Here is a 19,546-nt window from a genome sequence, read left to right on the forward strand (position 1 = left end):
ACTAGTGTGGCGCCGCACAAACATTGATGGATTCTTAAGCACCATCACATAGTCAAAGGCTTCATGTTTACGCTGTTTCATCATCCGTTCTGTCCGCATTCGCGCTTCATTCGCCTGATCGCGGGTGAATACGGGCTCGACCTGAAGCTGATCGAGGAGCGCAGCTGGGAGCGGCGCGAGGCGTTTCTGCTGCTCAATGCGGCCGGCACCACGCCCGTGCTGGTGGACGACGAGCAGCCGCCGATTCCGGGCGCGGCCATCATCGCCGAATATGTCGATGAGGCCTATGGGGCCGGGATGGGCCCCAAGCGCCTGATGCCGGAGACGCTTGCCGAGCGTGTCGAGGTGCGCCGGCTGATGGCCTGGTTCAACGAAAAGTTCTTCGAGGAAGTCTCGCATCCACTCGTCACCGAGCGCATCTACAAGCGCTTCATGAGCGAGGAGAACGGCGGCGGGCCGCCTTCGGCCGACGTGATGCGCGCAGCGAAGGCCAATGTGCGCTATCATCTGGCCTATATCGGCTGGCTGGCGCAGACCCGCAACTTCCTCGCCGGCGACCGGCTCACCTACGCGGATCTCGCCGCCGCGGCGCACCTTTCGGCGATCGACTATCTGGGCGACGTGCCATGGAGCGAGGACGACGCAGCAAAGGCGTGGTACGCGCGGGTGAAATCCCGCCCGTCGTTCCGTCCGCTCCTCAGCGAATGGCTGGCCGGCGTGCCGGCGTCGCGGACCTATGTGGACCTGGATTTCTGAGCTGCGACCCGACTGAACTGAAGGCGGCGCTGGCGCGCGAAGCGCACGCGCTCGGCTTCGACTGCATCGGCGTCACCGCGCCGGGCTCGATCGATGCAGCCGGACAACACTTCCTCGAATTCATCGCCTCGGGCGGCCATGGCGACATGGATTGGCTCGCGAACCAGCCGGAGCGCCGCGTCGACCCGCGCGGGCTGTGGGCCGATGTGCGCAGCGTGATCATGCTCGGCGTCAATTACGGTCCCGACTCCGATCCGCTCGCGATCCTGAAGCAGCGCGCGCGCGCGGCGATCTCGGTCTATGCGCAAGGCGACGACTATCACGACCTCATCAAGAAGCGGCTGAAGGCGCTGGCGCGCTGGCTGGTCGCGACCGCGCCGAGCGAGGTGAAGGTGTTCGTCGACACCGCGGCAGTGATGGAGAAGCCGCTGGCGCAGGCCGCGCATCTGGGCTGGCAGGGCAAGCACACCAATCTCGTCTCGCGCGAGTTCGGCTCGTGGCTGTTTCTCGGCGCGATCTACACCACGCTGGAGCTGCCGCGCGACGAACCCGAGATCGATCATTGCGGCTCGTGCCGAGCCTGCCTCGACATCTGCCCGACCGCGGCGTTTCCAGCGCCCTACAAGCTAGATGCGCGGCGCTGCATCTCGTATCTGACCATCGAGAACAAGGGCCCGATCCCGCACGAGTTTCGCAAGAGCATCGGCAACCGCATCTATGGCTGCGATGATTGCCTTGCCGCCTGCCCCTGGAACAAGTTTGCGCAAGAGGGGCGTGAGGCAAAACTCGCCGCGCGAGACGAATTGCGCGCGCCTTCGCTCGCTGAGCTGGCACGGCTGGACGACGCGGCATTCCGTGCGCTGTTCACGAAGTCGCCGGTGAAGCGCATCGGCCGCGACCGGTTCTTGCGCAATGTGCTGATTGCGATCGGCAACTCAGGCGAGGTGGCGCTGGCTGAGGCGGCGCGGCGATTGCTGGATGACGCAAGTCCGCTGGTGCGCGGCGCGGCGGTGTGGGCGCTGGGGCAGTTGCTGACGCGGGAAGAGTTTGCGGCGATGAAGGGTGCTGCGATCAGTAACGAGCACGACGAGAGTGTGCGCAAGGAGTGGCGCGCCGCTTCCTAGCTCACCGTAGTCATTCCCCGCGAAGGCGGGGAATCCAGTACGCCGCGGCCTATCGATTCAATCACAACTGCCGCGGAGTACTGGATCGCCCGGTCAAGCCGGGCGATGACACTCGTGTTGTGGCTGGCACATGCTCTCACCACCCTTGATTTCCCCGCCCATTCCCGCAATCTCGCGCGTCATGACAAGCATGCCTTTCTTCACCCGCGACGGTGGTACATTCCATCCGACGGAAGTCGCCAACGGTCCATGGGATCCGAAATCGCTGCACGGACGCGTCATCGTCGGCCTGCTCGGCTTCGTCATCGAGGAGCGCCATTCCGGGCCCGAATTCGTGCCGGCGCGGCTCACGGTCGACATGTTCCGGCTGCCGACTATCGACAAGCCGATCGAAGTGACGACGCGGCTGGTGCGCGACGGCATGCGCATCCGCGTGGTGGAAGCGGAGTTCTTTTCCGGCGGGGTCAGCATGGCGCGCGCCTCGTGCCAGCTGCTGCGCAAGACGCAAAATCCCGATGGCAATGTCTGGTCGCCGCCGAACTGGGACGCACCGAAGCCGGCCGAGATCCCCAAGCCGACCGATCCCAGGCTCGGCATGAACGGCAAATGGGCGACACGCCCGATCGTCGGCCATATGGGCTCGCTCGGCCCGCGCAGATTGTGGATGAGCGAGGTGCGTGAGCTCGTCGCGGGCACCCCGATGACGCCGTTCGTCCGCGTCGCCACCGGCGCCGATTTTGCGAGCCCGTTTGCCAATGCCGGCGACCAGGGGCTCGGCTACATCAACAGCGATGTCACGATCTATCTGCACCGCCTGCCCGTGACAGAGTGGATCGGCTTCGAGGTGGTGAACCACCAAGCCACCGACGGCGTCGCGATCGGCGAATGCTGGCTCTATGACGAACAGGGTCCGATCGGCACCGCGACGGTGGCCGCGCTGGCGCAGCGCAAGCCGATGGTGAATCCGTCGAAGCGGTAGGGACTTTTCCACCTGTCATTCCGGGGCACGCGAAGCGTGAGCCCGGAATCCATACTCCCGATGGTGGTTATGGATTCTCAGGTGCGCAATTGCGCACCATAGCTCGTGATTCGCGCGCCCCGGAATGACGACCTAGTCCAAATGCCGCTGCATCTCCGGCCGCGCCTTCAGTTCGGCACCCTGCTTGGCGACGATCTTCGCGATCCGCTCCGGGGCGAAGTTCAAATCGACGAACGCCGGCGCGGTGTTGGCGACCTCGTGATAGCTCGCGATCCTGCCGCCCTTCAGCGTCATGATCGCAACGCCCTCGAACATCGCCCGCGCGCCGTTTGCTTCCGGCAGGGTCGATCTATAGCTGAAGGTGTAGCGCGCATAGAGCGTGGTGCCGTCGGTGACGGGATCATGCATGTCCCAGCGGAAATCGGTCGCCGTGCGGTAGAACCAGTCGTCGATCATCGCGGCGATCTTCGCGCGGCCGGCGAAGGCGCCGTAGAAGACATCGTGATAGACGCCGTCCTCGGTGAACAGCTGGGCGAAGGCTTCGCCGTTGCGCTGCTCGACGGCATCGCAGAAGGCGCGCAGCATGGCGGTGGTGGTCATTGGCGTTGCCTCCCAGTTGTTATGCCCTCTCCCCTTGCGGGAGAGGCCAGCTCCGCTCGTTGACGCGCATTTCGTTCGGGTGAGGGGTTGCTTCCGCGAGTCCAACTCTCATTCGGGCCCGTGGAGAGAACCCCTCATCCGACTTCGCTTCGCGAAGCCACCTTCTCCCGCAAGGGGAGAAGGAAGATGACACATCACCCGATCTCAGCCACCGCCGCAAGAATGCGCGCGATGTCCTGCGGGCGGGAGAGGCGGTGATCGCCGTCCTGGATCATGGTCAGCACGACGTCGTCGGCCGGCAGGCGATGAGTCAGCGCAAACGCGTGCTGCCAGGGCACATCAGGGTCCTTCGCGCCTTGAAGGATGCGGACGGGGCAGCCGAGATCGATGGCGCTGCCGAGCACGAGGTGATTGCGTCCCTCCTCGATCAGGTTCCGCGTGATCGGATAGGGCGAGCCGTCGTCATATTCCGATGGGCGCAGCCAGAAGCCCTTGGTCTCGATTTCCTTCTTCACTGCGGGCGAAAAATTCTTCCACATCAGCTCTTCGGTGAAATCGGGCGCCGGCGCGATCAGGACGAGCCCTGCGAGCGACGCTTTGCCGGCACGCTTCTTGATCTCGCGCGCGAGCAGCAGCGCCATCCAGCCGCCCATCGACGAGCCGATCAGGATTTGCGGGCCGTCGCAGAAGCGTTCGAACACCGCAACACTGTCCTCGAGCCAGCTGCCGATGGTCCCCATGGCGAAATCGCCGCTGGATTCGCCGTGGCCGGAATAGTCGAAGCGAACGATTGCGCGGCCGCGCTCGTGGGCCCAGGCATCCAGCGCCACGGCCTTGCCGCCCTGCATGTCCGACTTGAATCCGCCCAGCCAGACCAGGCCGGGGCCTTTTCCGGGACGGCGGCGCACCGCGATCCTGCGTGCGGACGGCCCCTCGCCCACATCGATGAATTCAAGCGCGGCATCGGGAATTGCGTCGGTCATGGAACGTTTACTCTGGCTGTGCGGTTTGAGCTGTCCGGACCTGTTCCGAAAGCACGACCGGCATCGCTATTGGTCCTTTGGGACGCTTGCGGAACAGAGGCAAGGTGTCTATGTCGGTCAGCGTGCCGAGGGCCGTGACCAAAATGCCTCGCATTTGAGGATTTTTCGCGCCTCGCACCAGCGACTTGCTTGCCGGCAAACGCATCTTCCTTCAAAATAGCCGCTTCTTTCACAACTTTGGAGAACCACCCATTCGCCGTCCTAATAAAGCTCCGCCCGCTGCCAGCAAAGACGGGCCGCGCATCAATGATGATATCCGCAATGCGCAAATCCAGCTGATCGACCAGACCGGTGACAACAAAGGCACGGTCGAGACCGTCGTCGCCATCCGCATGGCGCAGGAAGTCGGGATGGATCTGGTCGAGATTTCGCCGAATACCAGCCCTCCCGTCTGCAAGATCATGGATTACGGGAAGTACAAGTATTCCGCTCAGAAGAAAGCCGCGGAAGCCCGCAAACGGCAGAAGACCGTCGAGATCAAGGAGATCAAGCTCCGTCCGATGATCGACGACCACGATTACGACGTGAAGATGCGCGCGATGCAGCGCTTCTTCGAAGAGGGCGACAAGGTCAAGATCACGCTGCGCTATCGCGGCCGCGAAATGGCGCACCAGGAGATCGGCACCAAGCTGCTCGACAAGATCAAGACCGACGTCGCCGAGCTCGCCAAGGTCGAGCAGGACGCGCGGTTCGAAGGTCGCCAGGTCGTAATGGTGCTGGCGCCGCGCTGACGCGCAACGCTTTAGGACCTCGAGAATTCAACGGCCCGTCCGGATCCCCGGCGGGCCGTTTTGTGTGTCAGGTCCTCGTCGCCTGCCAGGTTCCGCTGCACTGGTCGCCGGAGATAATTCCCTTCCACGACCCGGCGCCGTTCACGCCGGCGAGCCGGCCGCCGCCACTGGCGTGGGAGGCGCCGACCGAGACCTGCACGGCGACAGCGCCGGAACGGTTGACCCGGCCCGAGACCCGGCCGCCGCCGGCGGAGGAGACGCGGGTGCCGGTCACGGTGAAGGGAACACTGTAGCCCGAGCTGCAATTGCCGCGGGTGGTGGCGAAGGTGACGTTCCAGATGCCGTCGTAGCCGCCGGCGCGGGCGTCAGCCGCCTGTGGCAGCGCAGCCGCGGCGAGCACGGCGAACAGTGCCAGAGGGCGCGGGCGGACGAATGAAATCAGAAGTTGCGGGAAATGAGCCATTTTGGACCTGCTTCAGGCGAGAAGGCTTGGACATGAGGGGTGGCAGCGTTCAATAGTCGGCGGGCAGGTTGCGGCGGTTCATCGTTGCCAATTGGCCTCTCCTCTGTCATAAGCCCAGCCTTCACCGCCCGGCTGATTTACGGGCTGCCGTGGCGGTGTCTCGTGCGGGTTTCGCGCCTGTTCGCAAAACTTGAGCACAATCAACGCTCTAACGAGCATTTTTGACGGTCCAGCCGCCTTCGCGGGCGGATCTCTGTGGCCATTAGGAGAGCCAAATGCCCAAGCTGAAGACCAAATCGGGCGCTAAAAAGCGCTTCAAGGTGACTGCCACCGGCAAAGTGATGCACGCCCAGCGCGGCAAGCGTCACGGCATGATCAAGCGGACGAAAAAGCAGATCCGTCAGCTCCGCGGCACCCGCGTGCTGTTCAAGACCGACGGCGACAACGTCAAGAAGTACTTCTTGCCGAACGCCTGATCGGGTCCACGATCATTGCCACCTCTGCCGCGCATCCCGCGGCGATCCGATAACCAAGTCATCTCTGAAGGATCTCGTCATGTCTCGCGTCAAACGCGGTGTGACCGCCCACGCCAAGCACAAGAAAGTCTACAAGGCCGCCAAGGGCTTCTATGGCCGCCGCAAGAACACCATCCGCGCCGCCAAGCCGGCCGTGGAAAAGGCCCAGCAATACGCCTTCCGCGACCGCAAGCGTCGCAAGCGCACCTTCCGCGCGCTCTGGATCCAGCGCCTCAACGCCGCGGTCCGTCCGTTCGGCCTGACCTACAGCCGATTTATCGACGGCCTTGCCAAGTCGGGCATCACCGTGGACCGCAAGGTGCTGTCGGATCTCGCGATCCGCGAGCCCGCCGCGTTCCAAGCGATCGCCGAGAAGGCCAAAGCCGCGCTGGCGGCGTAAGCCGCCCCACTGCGCGACTTGCGCAGCGTTCAGCTTGTGATGGCCCGGGCAGAGGCGCGTGTCGCGCGTTCATCGCCCCGGCCGTCATCTCTCGCGCATACACTTCTCCGACGTGGATGCCCGGCGAATCTAACGCGAAGATGCGCTTCGCGCTTTTGGCCGGGCGTGACGGGCTAGGATCATCGGCTCAGCATCCTGGCCAAAAGGGATTGCCATGACCGATCTTGCCCAGCTCCAAGCCCAGATCATCGCCGACATCGCCGCCGCTGCCGACGAGGCCGCGCTCGAGGCCGTGCGTGTTGCAGCCCTCGGCAAGAAGGGCTCGATCTCGGCGCTGCTCGCCACGCTCGGCAAGATGTCGCCGGACGAGCGCAAGACGCAAGGCGCGGCGATCAACCAGGCCAAGGACGAAGTCAGCCAGGCGCTCGCGGTACGGCGCGATGTGCTGAAGTCGGCGGCGCTCGATGCGCGGCTGGCGTCCGAGACCGTCGACGTGACCCTGCCGCTGCGCGATGCGCCGGCTGAGGCCGGCCGCATCCATCCGCTGAGCCAGGTCTGGGACGAGCTCACTACCATCTTCGCCGACATGGGATTCTCGGTGGCCGAAGGCCCCGACATCGAGACCGACGATTACAACTTCACCAAGCTGAATTTCCCGGAAGGCCATCCGGCGCGCGAGATGCACGACACGTTCTTCTTCCATCCGAAGCAGGACGGCTCGCGCATGCTGCTGCGGACCCACACCTCGCCGGTGCAGGTGCGCACCATGCTGAGCCAGAAGCCGCCGATCCGCGTGATCTGCCCGGGCCGCACCTATCGCATCGATTCGGACGCGACCCACACGCCGCAATTCCACCAGGTCGAGGGCCTCGTCATCGACAAGAGCTCGCATCTCGGCCATCTCAAATGGATCCTGCACGAGTTCTGCAAGGCGTTCTTCGAGGTCGACCACATCAACATGCGCTTCCGTCCGTCGTTCTTCCCGTTCACCGAGCCTTCGCTCGAAGTCGACATCCAGTGCCGCCGCGACAAGGGCGAGATCCGCTTCGGCGAGGGCGAGGATTGGCTCGAGATTCTCGGCTGCGGCATGGTGCATCCCAACGTGCTGCGCGCCTGTGGCATCGATCCCGACGAGTACCAGGGCTTCGCCTGGGGCATGGGCATCGACCGCATCGCCATGCTGAAATACGGCATCGCCGATTTGCGCCAGCTGTTCGACAGCGACGTCCGCTGGCTGAGCCACTATGGCTTCAAGCCGCTCGAAGTGCCAACGCTTGCCGGAGGGCTCAGCACGTGAAATTCACCCTCTCCTGGCTGAAGGATCATCTCGAGACCGACGAGCCGCTCGAAAAACTCGCCGACAAGCTCACCATGATCGGGCTCGAGGTCGAGAACATCGAGGACAAGGCGAAGGCGCTGAAGCCGTTCACCATTGCGAAGGTGATCTCGGCCGAGCAGCATCCGAATGCGGATCGCCTGCGCGTCTGCATGGTCGACACCGGCGACGGTGGTGCGCCGGTGCAGGTGGTGTGCGGCGCGCCGAATGCGCGCGCCGGGCTCGTCAGCGTGTTCTCGCCGCCCGGCACCTACATTCCCGGCAAGGATATCACGCTCGGTGTCGGCACCATCCGCGGCGTCGAGAGCCGCGGCATGCTGTGCTCGGCGGCCGAGCTGCAGATCTCCAATGATCATGACGGCATCATGGAATTGCCGGCGGACGCGCCCATTGGTGCGGCCTATGCCGAATGGGCCGGCCTCGGGGATCCCGTCATCGAGATCAATCTGACGCCGAACCGGCAGGACTGCACCGGCGTGCACGGCATCGCGCGCGATCTCGCCGCCGCCGACATGGGCAAGTTCAAGGATCCCACCATCAAGCCGGTTAAGGGCGAATTCCCCTGTCCCGTGAAAGTGACGGTCGAGGATGCCACGCTGTGCCCGGGCTTTGCGCTCCGTCTCGTGCGCGGCGTCAAGAACGGGCCGTCGCCGGAATGGCTGCAGAAGCGGCTGACCGCGATCGGGCTGCGTCCGATCAACGCGCTGGTCGACATCACCAATTTCATGACCTACGACCGCGCACGCCCGCTGCACGTGTTCGACGCCAAGAAGGTGAAGGGCAATCTCGTCGTGCGCCGCGCGCGCGAGGGCGAGAGCCTGCTGGCGCTCGACGGCCGCACCTACAATCTCGATCCCGCCATTTGCGTGATCGCGGACGAGCACGGCGTCGAATCGCTCGCCGGCATCATGGGCGGCGAAGCATCGGGCTGCGACGAGAACACCACAGACGTGCTGATCGAATCGGCGCTGTGGAACGAGATCAACATCGCCCAGACCGGCCGCAAGCTCGGCATCAATTCGGACGCGCGCTACCGCTTCGAACGCGGCGTCGATCCGGCCTTCATGGTGCCCGGCATCGAGCTCGCGACCAAGCTGGTGATGGAGATGTGCGGCGGCGCGCCCTCTGAAACCGTCCTGGTCGGCAAGACTTTTGGCGACGACCGCCTGATCGAATTCCCGATCACCGAAGTCAAGCGCCTGTCGGGCATCGAGGTGCCGCAGGTTGAGATGAAGCGCATCCTGACCCATCTCGGCTTCATGATGGCGGGTCCCGGCCCGGTGGTGAAGGTCGCGGTGCCGTCCTGGCGCTCCGACGTGCACGGCAAGGCCGACATCGTCGAGGAGATCGTCCGCATCTTCGGCGTCGACAAGGTGCCGATGACGCCGTTCGAGCGCGGCGACGAGCCGCGCAAGCCGGTGCTGACGCCGCTGCAGCTGCGCACCCGCCGCGCGCGGCGCGCGCTCGCGAGCCGCGGCATGGTCGAAGCCGTGACCTGGTCGTTCATCGCCAAGCCTGCGGCCGAATTGTTCGGCGGCGGACAGCGCGAGCTCGAGGTTGCCAACCCGATCGCCTCGGATCTCTCCGACATGCGCCCGACCCTGCTGGCCGGCCTGATCGCGGCGGCGCAGGCCAATGCCGATCGCGGCTTCGGCGATGTCGCGCTGTTCGAGGTCGGCCAGGTGTTCAAGGGCGATCGCCCGCAGGACCAGTTCATGGCGGCGAGTGGCGTGCGCCGCGGCCTTGCGTCGTCCGAAGGGCTCGGCCGGCACTGGACCGGCTCGGCGCAGGCCGACGTGTTCGACGCCAAGGCCGATGCGCTGGCGGTGCTGGCGGCCGCCGGCGCGCCGATGCAGGCGCTGCAGATCGTGGCGGGTGGTCCCGGCTGGCTGCATCCGGGCCGCTCCGGCACGATCCAGATCGGGCCGCAGAACGTGCTCGGATATTTCGGCGAAGTGCACCCCAGAGCGCTCGAAGCGCTCGGCGCCGACGGGCCGCTTGTCGTGTTCGAGGTGATCCTCGACCGCATCCCCGAGGCGAAGAAGAAGCCGACGCGCGCCAAGCCCTTGATCGAGCTCTCGGCCTTCCAGCCGGTGTCGCGTGACTTCGCTTTCATCGTCGACCGCGCCGTCAAGGCCGGCGACATCGTTCGCGCGGCGCAAGGCGTCGACAAGAAGCTGATCACCGGCGTCAATGTCTTCGATATCTACGAAGGCAAGGGCATCGATGACGGCAAGAAGTCGATCGCGATCGCGATCACGCTGCAGCCGCGCGAGAAAACCCTGACCGATCAGGAGATCGAGGCCGTCGCCACGAAGATCGTGGCCGAGGTCACCAAGAAGACCGGCGGCACGTTGCGCGGATGAGTCCTGCTGACTTCCTTCCGAAGGACGTCAGCCTCACGACCGCGGCGGCGCTCTGCGCCGTCGCTTTCGTTTCGGGCACAGCGCGCGGCTTCTCCGGCTTCGGTTCGGCGCTGATCTTCATGCCGCTGGCGAGCAGCATCGCGGCACCGCGGCTCGTTGCTGCCCTGCTTCTCGTCATCGATTTCGTCGCAGCCGCGCCGCTGCTGCCGGATGCATGGCGGAAGGCCGATCGCAAGGCCACGGCCGTGATCGTGCTGGGCGCGCTGATCGGCGTCCCCATCGGCACCTATTTCCTCAGCGTGCTCGAACCCGTCACCACGCGCTGGATCATCTCCTGCTTCGTCGCAGCGCTGTTGCTGCTATTGCTGTCGGGCTGGCGCTATCGCGGCAAGGACCATGCCTGGCTGTCGGTGGGCATCGGCGGCCTCTCCGGCTTCTGCAGCGGGCTCGCGCAAACCGGCGGCCCGCCGATCGTCGGCTACTGGCTCGGCCGCCCGATCGCGCCGATGGTCGCGCGCGCCAATATCGTGCTGTTCTTCGGCGCCTCGGATTTCTTCTCGATGATCAGCTACGCGGCGACCGGCCTGATCAGCCGCGAATCGCTGGTGCTGTCGCTGATCGTCGGCCCGGTCTATGCGGTTGGCGTTGCGTTCGGCAGCTCATTGTTCGGCCGCGCCAGCGAGAGGGTGTTTCGCGGCATCTGCTACGCGCTGATTGCGATGGCGGTGATCTTTGGATTGCCGGTGCTGGATGGAGTGTTGCGATAGCTCTCTCCGCGGGTCGTCCCCGCGAAGGCGGGGACCCATAACCCCAGGCAGAAGTTATGGTGCAAGCTGGTCACCACGAGTCTTCGCCAAACCAGGCCCTGTGATTATGGGTCCCGGATCGGCGCGCGCCTTGGGGCGCGCTTGTCCGGCACGACATTGGAATTTGTTGCGGCTTGATTGCCTTACTGCTTCGGCACGCGCCGCTTCTTCGTCGACTGGGTCGGCACGTCGGCCGGCTCGTCCTTCAGCGCGCCGATCTTGCGCAAGGCGGCGTCCGCGGCGCGTTCGCCGCTTTCCCAGGCGCCGTCGACGGTGCCCCAGAGCGTCTCGTGCGTGGCTTCGCCGGCGAGGAACACATTGCCGATCGGCTCGGCCAGGGTCCTTCGCGACAGCTGGCCGCCCGGCGAGGCTGCCGACATCGCGCCCATGACGTAAGGCGAGGCGTTCCAGCGCGTGGCGCTGGTCTTCTGCACCACGGAAGCGGCCTCGCTGCCGAACAGCTTCGTGATCCATTCCCTGGCGAAAGCCACCATCGCCTTCTCGCCCTGCTCGGCGAGATCGCGGCCGAACGAGCCGCCGACATCGATCGAGCACAGCGAGGAGCCGCCGATATTGGCTAACATCAGCGCCGTGCGGGTCGAGTTGCTCTGCTCGACGAGGATGTCGTCGCGCGACAGGCCGAGCGGATTGCTCGGCAGCTGCAGCACGATGCGATCGTAGCTGCCGAGGCTGAGCTTCGATGCCGCATCCAGCGTCCGCTTGGGAATGTCGGGCGCGAACTTGATCGCGCCCGATGTCAGCACATTGGTCGAGACCGTGACGATGGCGGCGCGCGCCGCGATCTTGCCGGCTTGCGTCTCGATGCTGACGTCGCGATTGCTCCAGGCGATGCGGCTCGCCGGCGTCGACAGCGCCACCGGCGCCTGCTCGGCGAGCCTAGCGATCAGTGTGCCCAAACCCTGGCGGCAGGCGATCGCCGCGTTGCGGTCCTGCGCGCGTCCCTTGTCGATGGCGGACAGCTCCTTGAGGTCCTTGCCGGCGAAGCTCGCACCCAGCATGAACTCGGCCGCGCCGGCCCAGTCGCCGAGATCCTTCGGCAGCACCGATGCGCAGGAGGTGTCGAGCTTGCCCCGTCCGGCCTCGTCGATGGCGCGGTTGGCGCGCACCAGGGCGGCCAGGAATTGCTCGGTCTCGCCCGCGCGCGCGTTGCGGCGGCCAATGCGCATCTTCTGGCCCGAGGGCGCCGGCAGCACGTCCAGCCCGGCACTGCGCGCCAGCCGGATCATCGGGTTGGTGTCGGGATTGTACATCCAGCGCGCGCCCCGGTCGAACGGCGTGTCGAAGGTGGTGCTGTCGGTGATGCAGCGGCCGCCGACCTGCGCGGCCGCCTCCACCACGATGACCTTGCGGCCCGTCGCGATGATGCGCCGCGCCGCGGCAATTCCCGCCGCCCCCGCGCCAATCACGACGATGTCAGCCTCGCGCGGCAGGGGCGCGGCCGATGCGCGCAGCACCGGCATCGCCGCAAGGGCCGCCGACGCCGAAAGAAAGCCGCGGCGCGTGATTGTCATGTCATGGTTTCCGGGGACTTGCGGCGAACGTGAACAGCCCGCGAACCTTGCCGTATCCGATGTTGCGCAGCAACCAGGATGGTGAATCAACCATGCTTGATCTCACAGAGTGATGAACCGAATTGCAACACGTTTCGACCATGATAGAGAAGGGAAAAAGACGGCCGGAAAAGGCCGTGGGGGGTTGAGATGGGGACGGTCCTGGATTCTGTCGGCAAGGTGATTGCCGCGTACCTCTCAAAGGAGGTGCCGGGCTATGAGCCGTTCACGCCGAGCGACCCCGAGCATCTGCGCGGCATCATCGAGCCCGGCGACGTGCTGCTGGTCGAGGGCAACAACCGCATCTCCGGCATCATCAAATACCTGACGCAGTCGACCTGGTCGCACGCCGCGCTCTATGTCGGTCCGATCGATGGGGCAGAGGAGCCCAATGGCGAGCCGCATGTTCTGATCGAGGCCAATATCGGCGAGGGCGTCACCTCGGCGCCGCTGTCGAAATATTTCCCCTATCACACCCGCGTCTGCCGCCCGGTCGGGCTGTCCTATGAGGATCGCACCACGGTGTGCCGCTATGCGATCAACCGCATCGGCTTCGGCTACGACACCAAGAACATCGTCGACCTCATGCGCTATCTGTTCCCGCTGCCGATACCGCAGCGCTGGCGCCGGCGCATGATCGCGATCGGCTCGGGCGACCCGACCAAGATCATCTGCTCGGCACTGATCGCGCAGGCCTTCGACGCCGTGCGCTACCCGATCCTGCCGAAGATCACCAAGGCCGGCAGCCGCGCCGCACGGCGCGAGATCCTGCACATCCGCGATTCCTCGCTCTACATGCCCCGCGACTTCGATATCTCGCCCTATTTCGAAGTCGTCAAACCCACCATCGTGCACGGGTTCGACTACACCGCCTTGCACTGGGCCGACAAGCAGAAGCCGCTCGAGGAGGTGGCGGGCTCATTCAGTGTGTTTCCAGAAGCGCTCGTGGCGCCGCCGCTCGCTCCTGAAGCGGCTGACGAAGCGACGTCGGGTGAAATTCCGGCTCAAGAAGTGAGCGCGCCGCCTGCGCGAGCCAGTGTGGCTTTCTCCGAGCATTTCGTGCAGCTGAGCGAGCTCGCGATGTATCGCGCGCGGGCGCGGGAGAAGACGGCTTAGGTTCGCACGGTCTCGTAGGGTGGGCAAAGGCGCGAAGCGCCGTGCCCACGTTCGGGCGCGATCACTGACCGATGGTGGGCACGCTCCGCTTTGCCCACCCTACGAGACTTCGCCACGAGCGCAGCGAAGCAACGACGGTGGAGAGAGCGCGCGCTACCGATCCGCCCGTCCGATCACCGCCATCAGCTCCGCGATCTTGGCGCGCTGGTCGGCCTTGTCGCCGCTCGTGATGGCGTGCTCGACGCAATGGGCGACGTGATCCTTCAAAACCTCTTCCTCGACCCGGCGCAACGCGGCGCGCACCGCCGCGATTTGCGTCACGATGTCGATGCAGTAGCGGTCTTCCTCTACCATTCTCGAGAGGCCACGAACCTGGCCCTCGATCCGGCCGAGGCGTTTTCCGACGGATGCCTTGATGTCTTTGCGCATGGGGTCTATATACCCCTACCGGGTATAGGTTTCAAGAGCAAGCGCAAAGGCCGGAACATGGCAATGAACAACAACGAGCACGGGCATCGTCACAGCGCGGCAACGCATTCCGGATGCGGCTGTTCCACGAAAGCTGCAGCGCCGGCGGCGAAACCCGAGGCTTCCTCGTGCTGCGGCGGCCACGGCGATCATGCCGGCCACGACCATCACCACGGCGACGCCGCAACCAAGGTCAAAGATCCCGTCTGCGGCATGATGGTCGATCTCGCGACCTCGAAGCATCGCATCACACATCGCGGCGAGACATTCCATTTCTGCTCGGCCGGCTGCCGCACCAAGTTCGCCGCCGATCCCGCCAAGTATCTTGCCAAGGACAAGGCGCCCGAACCGGAGATGCCCGCGGGCACGATCTACACCTGTCCCATGCACCCGCAGATCCGCCAAGTCGGTCCGGGCACGTGCCCGATCTGCGGCATGGCGCTGGAGCCTGAGGTCGCAAGCCTTGAGACCGGCCCCAATCCCGAGCTCGCCGACATGACGCGGCGGTTCTGGATTGGCGGCGTGCTGTCCCTGCCGCCGATCGCGCTGGAGATGGGCGGCCATCTCGCAGGCCCCCACAGCTGGATCGATCCGACCGTGTCGAATTGGATCCAGCTCGTCTTTGCAACGCCCGTGGTGCTGTGGGCCGGCTGGCCGTTCTTCGTTCGCGGCTGGCAATCGCTGCTGACGCGCAATCTCAACATGTTCACGCTGATCGCGATGGGTACGGGCGTTGCCTATGTCTACAGCGTGCTCGGCACGGTCACGCCGCAGATCTTCCCCGCCACCTTCCGCGGCCATGAGGGCGCGGTCGCAGTCTATTTCGAGGCGGCCGCCGTCATCACCGTCCTGGTGCTGCTCGGCCAGGTGCTGGAGCTGCGCGCCCGCGATGCGACCTCGGGCGCGATTAAAGCGCTGCTGCAGCTCGCGCCGAAGACCGCGCGCCGCGTCGACGCCGGCGGCAGCGAGCACGAGGTCGAGATCGACACGCTGCACGCCGGCGATCGCCTGCGCGTCCGTCCCGGCGAGAAGGTGCCGGTCGACGGCATCATCCTCGAAGGCCGCTCGTCGATCGATGAATCGCTGGTGACGGGCGAATCCATGCCGGTCACCAAGGAGGCTGGCGCAAAAGTCATCGCCGGCACGCTGAACCAGTCCGGCAGCTTCATCATGCGCGCCGACAAGGTCGGGCGCGAGACGCTGCTGTCGCAGATCGTGCAGATGGTCGCGGATGCGCAGCGCTCGCGCGCGCCGATCCAGCGCCTGGCCGATCAGGTCTCCGGCTGGTTCGTGCCGCTGGTGATCGTCATCGCCGTCGCGGCCTTTGCCGCCTGGGCCTGGTTCGGACCGGAGCCGCAGCTCGCCTTCGGCCTCGTCGCCGCGGTCAGCGTGCTGATCATCGCCTGCCCCTGTGCGCTGGGCCTGGCCACCCCGATGTCGATCATGGTCGGCGTCGGCCGCGGCGCGCAAGGCGGCGTGCTGATCAAGAACGCCGAAGCGCTGGAGCGGATGGAGAAGATCGACACGCTGGTGGTCGACAAGACCGGCACGCTGACCGAAGGCAAGCCCAAGGTGGTGACGATCGCGCCGGCGTCCGGCTTCGCGGAAGAAGACATCCTCCGGCTGGCGGCCACCGTCGAGCGCGCCAGCGAGCATCCGCTGGCCGACGCCATCGTGCGCGCGGCCAAGGAAAAGCAGCTCACCCTCGGCCAGGTCGAGCAGTTCGACTCGCCGACGGGCAAGGGCGCGACGGGCAAGGTCGACGGCAAGACCATCGTGCTCGGCAATGCCAGATATCTGTCGTCGATCGGCGTCGACACCCATTCGCTCGCCGCCGAAGCCGAGCGGCTGCGCGGTGACGGCGCCACCGTGATCAACATGGCCGTCGACGGCCGGCTTGCCGGCCTGTTTGCGATCGCAGATCCGGTCAAGGCCTCGACGCCGGAGGCGCTGAAGGCGCTCGCGGCGGAAGGCATCAAGGTGATCATGCTGACCGGAGACAACCGCACCACGGCCGAGGCCGTGGCGCGCCGGCTCGGCATTGCCGAGGTCGAGGCCGAAGTGCTGCCCGACCAGAAGAGCGCGGTGGTGACCAAGCTGCAGAAGGCCGGCCGCAGCGTCGCCATGGCCGGCGACGGCGTCAACGACGCCCCGGCGCTGGCGGCGGCCGAGGTCGGCATCGCCATGGGCACCGGCACCGACGTGGCGATGGAGAGCGCCGGCGTGACGCTGCTCAAGGGCGACCTCGTCGGCATCGTCCGCGCGCGAAAACTGTCGCAGGCAACGATGAGCAACATCCGGCAGAACCTGTTCTTCGCCTTCATCTACAACGCCGCCGGGATTCCGATCGCCGCCGGCGTTCTCTATCCGGCGTTCGGTCTGTTGCTCTCCCCGATCATCGCCGCGGCGGCGATGGCGCTGTCCTCGGTGAGCGTGGTCGGCAACGCGCTGCGGCTGCGTGCGACGCGGCTGTAAGGACGCTGTGTAGCCCGGATGGAGCGTAAGCGAAATCCGGGGGTCCTGCCGCATATTGCACCGTCCCGGATTGCGCTTCGCTCCATCCGGGCTACGGTTCAGAGGACATAAGCGGGAGCATCTGATGCAGCGGATTACCATCACGATCGAGGACGATCTCCTGGCGGAGATCGACGCCGCGGCCGAAGCGCGCGGTTACCAGAACCGCTCCGAGATCATCCGCGACCTCGCGCGCGCCGGCCTGCAGCAGAGCGCCGAGGACACCGCGCAAACCGGCCAATGCGTTGCCGGCCTCATCTACGTCTATGACCACGCAGCGCGCGATCTGTCGAAACGGCTGGTGCAGGAATTCCACGGCCACCACGACCTCGCGCTGGCGACGCTGCATGTCCACCTCGACGACAACAATTGCATGGAGATGACGGCGCTGCGCGGCGCGGCCTCCGAGGTCAGGCATTTCGCCGATCACATCATCGCCGAACGCGGCGTGCGCTACGGCCGCGTGGTGATGATCCCGACGGGGGACGGCAAGTCGGCGAAGGCGCGCAAGCACGGGCATAGACACGACTAGGCTGAATCTTACCCTCCAGGGGAGGGTAAAGAAGAAATCGCGCCACCTTCACCGACAAGGGGAGACGGCCCACCGCCCTTGCCGAAGCCGCATCCGGTGTCTACCTCTCGCGCAGTGTCTACCTCAGAGGGTCCCCCATGCTGGATGCCGCCATTAAGGCGCTGTCGCAATTGATCTCGCCGCCGATGCGCTCGATCCTGTGGCGGTCGATCGGGCTCGCGTTGGTGCTGATCACCGTGCTGGCGATCGGCTTGCAGCGGCTGCTCAGCTGGTTTGCGACCTCCGGCGAGGTGTGGCTGGAAGGCCTGCTCGGGCCGGGCTGGCATTCTTCGATCGAGGTTCTCTCCTGGATCGTCTCGATCGTGACGGGTCTCGGCGTCGTGTTCGGCGGCATCTTCCTGATGCCGGCGATCACCTCGCTGGTGGCGAGCCTGTTCGTCGACGACGTCGCCGACATCGTCGAGCGCGAGCATTATCCGGCCGAGCGGCCGGGCGCGGCACTGCCGTTCAGCCGGGCGATGCTCGAGGGCATCAAGACCGCGCTCGTGGCCATCCTGGTCTATCTCGCCGCTCTGCCGCTGGTGCTGTTCGCCGGCGCCGGTTTCCTGATCTTCTTCCTCGCCGCCGCCTGGCTGCTTGGCCGCGAATATTTCGAGCTCGCCGCGATGCGCTTCCGCCCGCCGGAGGAGGCCAAGGCGATGCGGCGCGACAATGCCGCGACCATCTTCACCGCCGGCCTGTTCATCGCCGCCTTCGTCTCGATCCCGATCGTCAATCTGGCGACGCCGATCTTCGGCATGGCCTTCATGGTCCACATGCACAAGCGCCTGTCAGGCCCGCGGCCCGAGTTGATCGAGCCGGCGCGGCAGGTGCGATAGCGGCGCCGAGGCAGCGCTGCCTCACACCGTCTTCTCCGGCCAGCGGCAGAGATCGTTGATCAGGCAGACTTCGCAGCGTGGCTTGCGCGCGATGCACGTATAACGGCCGTGCAGGATCAGCCAATGATGCGCGTGCAGCATGAACTCGGCCGGGATCACTTTTTCGAGGCCGAGCTCGACCTCGAGCGGCGTCTTGCCGGGCGCTAGGCCCGTGCGATTGCCGACGCGGAAGACGTGGGTGTCGACTGCCATCGTGTGCTCGCCGAAGGCCATGTTGAGCACGACGTTGGCGGTCTTGCGACCTGCGCCGGGCAACGACTCGATCTCGGCCCGCGTGCGCGGCACCTCGCCGCCGAATTCACTGAGCAGCTTGGCCGACAGCGAGATCACGTTCCTGGCCTTGGTGCGGTAGAGGCCGATCGTCTTGATGTACTCGCGCAAGCGCTCCTCGCCGAGATCGAGCATCTTCTGCGGGGTGTCGGCAACCCCGAACAGCGCACGCGTCGCCTTGTTGACGCCGGCATCGGTCGCCTGTGCCGACAGCACCACCGCGACCAGCAGCGTGAACGGGTTGACGTGCTCGAGCTCGCCCTTGGGCTCCGGATTGGCCTTGCGGAAGCGGCTGAAGACCTCGTGGACCTCGGCCGGCGTCCACGGCTTTGTGGCTTTGAGTGATTTCTTCGCGGGTGCTCTCGGCTTGGTCGCGACCGGTCTTGCCGTTTTCTTCGGCACCGCCGCTTTGCGCGGGACCGGCTTGCGGGTGATTTTCGCCATGATCGGGATATACTGATGGACGATGAGCACTGGCAACGAAATTGCGCGGACGCAATCTGAGAGCGAGGACGAGCCTCAGATCTTCTCCGCGCTGCTGACGCCGCACCGCTCGCTGAACCGCACCGGCTTTCTCGCCGTGATGCTGTTCCTGAGCGCCGTCGGCTTCGTCACGGGCCTCGCTTTCCTGATGATGGGCGCCTGGCCGGTGTTCGGCTTCTTCGGTCTCGACGTGCTCGTGATCTGGTGGGCCTTCAAGGTCAATTTTCGCGCCGCACGGGCCAGCGAGGAAATCGTGGTGACGCCGTCGGAATTGCGGGTGCGGCGCGTCAGCCATCGTGGCCAGGTTGCCGAATGGACCTTCAATCCGCTCTGGGTCCGGCTCGACCAGGAGGTCGATGAGGAATACGGCATCGAGCACCTTTATCTGATCTCCCGCGGCCGCCGCCTGCTTATCGCGGGCTTTCTCGGGCCGGCAGAAAAGGCCAGCTTTTACAATGCCTTGGTGGGGGCTCTCAACGCCGCGCGGCGTGGCCCGACCTATCATCCGGCGACCTGAGCACAGTCGGAAATCGGG

General features: G+C 65.5%; 20 protein-coding genes. 14 read left to right on the forward strand and 6 right to left on the reverse strand.

The annotated features are described in order from the left end of the window. Positions 1–63: 63 nt before the first annotated feature. The 3 genes from ACTEK7_RS13400 (at position 64) to ACTEK7_RS13410 (ending at position 2,859) form a co-directional block, all read left to right on the forward strand. On the forward strand, positions 64–756 hold the full coding sequence (locus ACTEK7_RS13400; RefSeq protein WP_036024387.1) for a glutathione S-transferase family protein: 693 nt from the start codon (positions 64–66) through the stop codon (positions 754–756). Continuing rightward, the gene (gene queG, locus ACTEK7_RS13405; protein WP_225148371.1) at positions 705–1,880 is read left to right on the forward strand and encodes a tRNA epoxyqueuosine(34) reductase QueG; all 1,176 of its coding nucleotides are present in this window, start codon (positions 705–707) and stop codon (positions 1,878–1,880) included. Before ACTEK7_RS13400 ends, queG begins: the two co-directional genes overlap by 52 nt. A 181-nt stretch (positions 1,881–2,061) precedes the next feature. Beyond that, entirely contained in the window at positions 2,062–2,859 is a 798-nt protein-coding gene (locus ACTEK7_RS13410) for an acyl-CoA thioesterase domain-containing protein (protein WP_225148372.1), read from the forward strand. Positions 2,860–2,991: 132 nt separating this feature from the next. Here the strand turns inward: ACTEK7_RS13410 and ACTEK7_RS13415 are convergent, their stop codons facing one another. Beyond that, on the reverse strand, positions 2,992–3,459 hold the full coding sequence (locus tag ACTEK7_RS13415) for a nuclear transport factor 2 family protein (RefSeq protein ID WP_036024382.1): 468 nt from the start codon (positions 3,457–3,459) through the stop codon (positions 2,992–2,994). A 194-nt stretch (positions 3,460–3,653) separates the two neighbouring features. After that, the gene (locus tag ACTEK7_RS13420; protein WP_225148373.1) at positions 3,654–4,442 is read right to left on the reverse strand and encodes an alpha/beta hydrolase; all 789 of its coding nucleotides are present in this window, start codon (positions 4,440–4,442) and stop codon (positions 3,654–3,656) included. Positions 4,443–4,693: 251 nt separating this feature from the next. Between ACTEK7_RS13420 and infC the strand changes: the two genes are divergently transcribed. Further along, the gene (gene infC, locus ACTEK7_RS13425; RefSeq protein ID WP_074447655.1) at positions 4,694–5,233 is read left to right on the forward strand and encodes a translation initiation factor IF-3; all 540 of its coding nucleotides are present in this window, start codon (positions 4,694–4,696) and stop codon (positions 5,231–5,233) included. A gap of 67 nt (positions 5,234–5,300) precedes the next feature. Here infC and ACTEK7_RS13430 read toward each other — a convergent pair whose 3' ends face one another. After that, on the reverse strand, positions 5,301–5,696 hold the full coding sequence (locus ACTEK7_RS13430; RefSeq protein WP_225148374.1) for a hypothetical protein: 396 nt from the start codon (positions 5,694–5,696) through the stop codon (positions 5,301–5,303). A gap of 275 nt (positions 5,697–5,971) precedes the next feature. On the opposite strand from ACTEK7_RS13430, the gene rpmI reads away from it, so the two are divergent. The 5 genes from rpmI (at position 5,972) to ACTEK7_RS13455 (ending at position 11,080) form a co-directional block, all read left to right on the forward strand. Continuing rightward, positions 5,972–6,172 carry a 50S ribosomal protein L35 gene (gene rpmI, locus ACTEK7_RS13435; RefSeq protein WP_008539890.1) on the forward strand — a complete coding sequence of 67 codons (201 nt, stop codon included), beginning with the start codon at positions 5,972–5,974 and terminating at the stop codon, positions 6,170–6,172. A gap of 79 nt (positions 6,173–6,251) precedes the next feature. After that, positions 6,252–6,611, forward strand: coding sequence for a 50S ribosomal protein L20 (gene rplT, locus ACTEK7_RS13440; protein WP_027550107.1), 360 nt, complete (start codon positions 6,252–6,254; stop codon positions 6,609–6,611). A 214-nt stretch (positions 6,612–6,825) separates the two neighbouring features. Beyond that, complete coding sequence (gene pheS / locus ACTEK7_RS13445; RefSeq protein ID WP_128265094.1) at positions 6,826–7,908, forward strand: phenylalanine--tRNA ligase subunit alpha; 1,083 nt, start codon at positions 6,826–6,828, stop codon at positions 7,906–7,908. Further along, a complete protein-coding gene (gene pheT / locus ACTEK7_RS13450; RefSeq protein ID WP_225148375.1) occupies positions 7,905–10,313 on the forward strand; it encodes a phenylalanine--tRNA ligase subunit beta in 2,409 nt (802 codons plus the stop codon). Before pheS ends, pheT begins: the two co-directional genes overlap by 4 nt. Continuing rightward, a complete protein-coding gene (locus tag ACTEK7_RS13455) occupies positions 10,310–11,080 on the forward strand; it encodes a sulfite exporter TauE/SafE family protein (RefSeq protein ID WP_225148376.1) in 771 nt (256 codons plus the stop codon). The genes pheT and ACTEK7_RS13455 overlap by 4 nt, the downstream gene beginning before the upstream one ends. A 182-nt stretch (positions 11,081–11,262) precedes the next feature. Here the strand turns inward: ACTEK7_RS13455 and ACTEK7_RS13460 are convergent, their stop codons facing one another. Next, positions 11,263–12,651 (reverse strand): flavin monoamine oxidase family protein, encoded by a 1,389-nt coding sequence (locus ACTEK7_RS13460; protein WP_225148377.1) that lies wholly within the window; start codon positions 12,649–12,651, stop codon positions 11,263–11,265. 189 nt (positions 12,652–12,840) lie between these two features. Between ACTEK7_RS13460 and ACTEK7_RS13465 the strand changes: the two genes are divergently transcribed. Beyond that, complete coding sequence (locus ACTEK7_RS13465) at positions 12,841–13,806, forward strand: YiiX/YebB-like N1pC/P60 family cysteine hydrolase (protein WP_225148378.1); 966 nt, start codon at positions 12,841–12,843, stop codon at positions 13,804–13,806. A 153-nt stretch (positions 13,807–13,959) separates the two neighbouring features. Here ACTEK7_RS13465 and ACTEK7_RS13470 read toward each other — a convergent pair whose 3' ends face one another. Then, a complete protein-coding gene (locus ACTEK7_RS13470; RefSeq protein ID WP_225148379.1) occupies positions 13,960–14,235 on the reverse strand; it encodes a metal-sensitive transcriptional regulator in 276 nt (91 codons plus the stop codon). 63 nt (positions 14,236–14,298) lie between these two features. On the opposite strand from ACTEK7_RS13470, the gene ACTEK7_RS13475 reads away from it, so the two are divergent. The 3 genes from ACTEK7_RS13475 to ACTEK7_RS13485 all read left to right on the forward strand — a co-directional run bounded on the left by ACTEK7_RS13475 (position 14,299) and on the right by ACTEK7_RS13485 (position 18,198). Further along, a complete protein-coding gene (locus tag ACTEK7_RS13475; RefSeq protein ID WP_225148380.1) occupies positions 14,299–16,749 on the forward strand; it encodes a heavy metal translocating P-type ATPase in 2,451 nt (816 codons plus the stop codon). A 124-nt stretch (positions 16,750–16,873) separates the two neighbouring features. Continuing rightward, a complete protein-coding gene (nikR, locus tag ACTEK7_RS13480) occupies positions 16,874–17,320 on the forward strand; it encodes a nickel-responsive transcriptional regulator NikR (RefSeq protein ID WP_109141916.1) in 447 nt (148 codons plus the stop codon). A gap of 137 nt (positions 17,321–17,457) precedes the next feature. After that, a complete protein-coding gene (locus ACTEK7_RS13485; protein WP_225148381.1) occupies positions 17,458–18,198 on the forward strand; it encodes a sulfate transporter family protein in 741 nt (246 codons plus the stop codon). A gap of 21 nt (positions 18,199–18,219) precedes the next feature. Here the strand turns inward: ACTEK7_RS13485 and nth are convergent, their stop codons facing one another. Next, on the reverse strand, positions 18,220–18,972 hold the full coding sequence (gene nth / locus ACTEK7_RS13490; protein WP_225148382.1) for an endonuclease III: 753 nt from the start codon (positions 18,970–18,972) through the stop codon (positions 18,220–18,222). Positions 18,973–18,994: 22 nt separating this feature from the next. Between nth and ACTEK7_RS13495 the strand changes: the two genes are divergently transcribed. Next, positions 18,995–19,528 (forward strand): DUF2244 domain-containing protein, encoded by a 534-nt coding sequence (locus ACTEK7_RS13495; protein ID WP_225135140.1) that lies wholly within the window; start codon positions 18,995–18,997, stop codon positions 19,526–19,528. Positions 19,529–19,546 lie beyond the last annotated feature (18 nt).

Source organism: Bradyrhizobium sp. JHI2711, assembly GCF_056156565.1.

Excerpts from the sequence above, each read along its gene's own strand:
- ACTEK7_RS13400 (WP_036024387.1), top strand. The coding sequence starts at position 64 with ATGTTTACGCTGTTTCATCATCCGTTCTGTCCGCATTCGCGCTTCATT.
- queG (WP_225148371.1), top strand. The coding sequence starts at position 705 with ATGGCTGGCCGGCGTGCCGGCGTCGCGGACCTATGTGGACCTGGATTT.
- ACTEK7_RS13410 (WP_225148372.1), top strand. The coding sequence starts at position 2,062 with ATGACAAGCATGCCTTTCTTCACCCGCGACGGTGGTACATTCCATCCG.
- ACTEK7_RS13415 (WP_036024382.1), bottom strand. The coding sequence starts at position 3,459 with ATGACCACCACCGCCATGCTGCGCGCCTTCTGCGATGCCGTCGAGCAG.
- ACTEK7_RS13420 (WP_225148373.1), bottom strand. The coding sequence starts at position 4,442 with ATGACCGACGCAATTCCCGATGCCGCGCTTGAATTCATCGATGTGGGC.
- ACTEK7_RS13430 (WP_225148374.1), bottom strand. The coding sequence starts at position 5,696 with ATGGCTCATTTCCCGCAACTTCTGATTTCATTCGTCCGCCCGCGCCCT.
- rpmI (WP_008539890.1), top strand. The coding sequence starts at position 5,972 with ATGCCCAAGCTGAAGACCAAATCGGGCGCTAAAAAGCGCTTCAAGGTG.
- rplT (WP_027550107.1), top strand. The coding sequence starts at position 6,252 with ATGTCTCGCGTCAAACGCGGTGTGACCGCCCACGCCAAGCACAAGAAA.
- pheS (WP_128265094.1), top strand. The coding sequence starts at position 6,826 with ATGACCGATCTTGCCCAGCTCCAAGCCCAGATCATCGCCGACATCGCC.
- ACTEK7_RS13455 (WP_225148376.1), top strand. The coding sequence starts at position 10,310 with ATGAGTCCTGCTGACTTCCTTCCGAAGGACGTCAGCCTCACGACCGCG.
- ACTEK7_RS13460 (WP_225148377.1), bottom strand. The coding sequence starts at position 12,651 with ATGACAATCACGCGCCGCGGCTTTCTTTCGGCGTCGGCGGCCCTTGCG.
- ACTEK7_RS13465 (WP_225148378.1), top strand. The coding sequence starts at position 12,841 with ATGGGGACGGTCCTGGATTCTGTCGGCAAGGTGATTGCCGCGTACCTC.
- ACTEK7_RS13470 (WP_225148379.1), bottom strand. The coding sequence starts at position 14,235 with ATGCGCAAAGACATCAAGGCATCCGTCGGAAAACGCCTCGGCCGGATC.
- ACTEK7_RS13475 (WP_225148380.1), top strand. The coding sequence starts at position 14,299 with ATGAACAACAACGAGCACGGGCATCGTCACAGCGCGGCAACGCATTCC.
- nikR (WP_109141916.1), top strand. The coding sequence starts at position 16,874 with ATGCAGCGGATTACCATCACGATCGAGGACGATCTCCTGGCGGAGATC.
- ACTEK7_RS13485 (WP_225148381.1), top strand. The coding sequence starts at position 17,458 with ATGCTGGATGCCGCCATTAAGGCGCTGTCGCAATTGATCTCGCCGCCG.
- nth (WP_225148382.1), bottom strand. The coding sequence starts at position 18,972 with ATGGCGAAAATCACCCGCAAGCCGGTCCCGCGCAAAGCGGCGGTGCCG.
- ACTEK7_RS13495 (WP_225135140.1), top strand. The coding sequence starts at position 18,995 with ATGAGCACTGGCAACGAAATTGCGCGGACGCAATCTGAGAGCGAGGAC.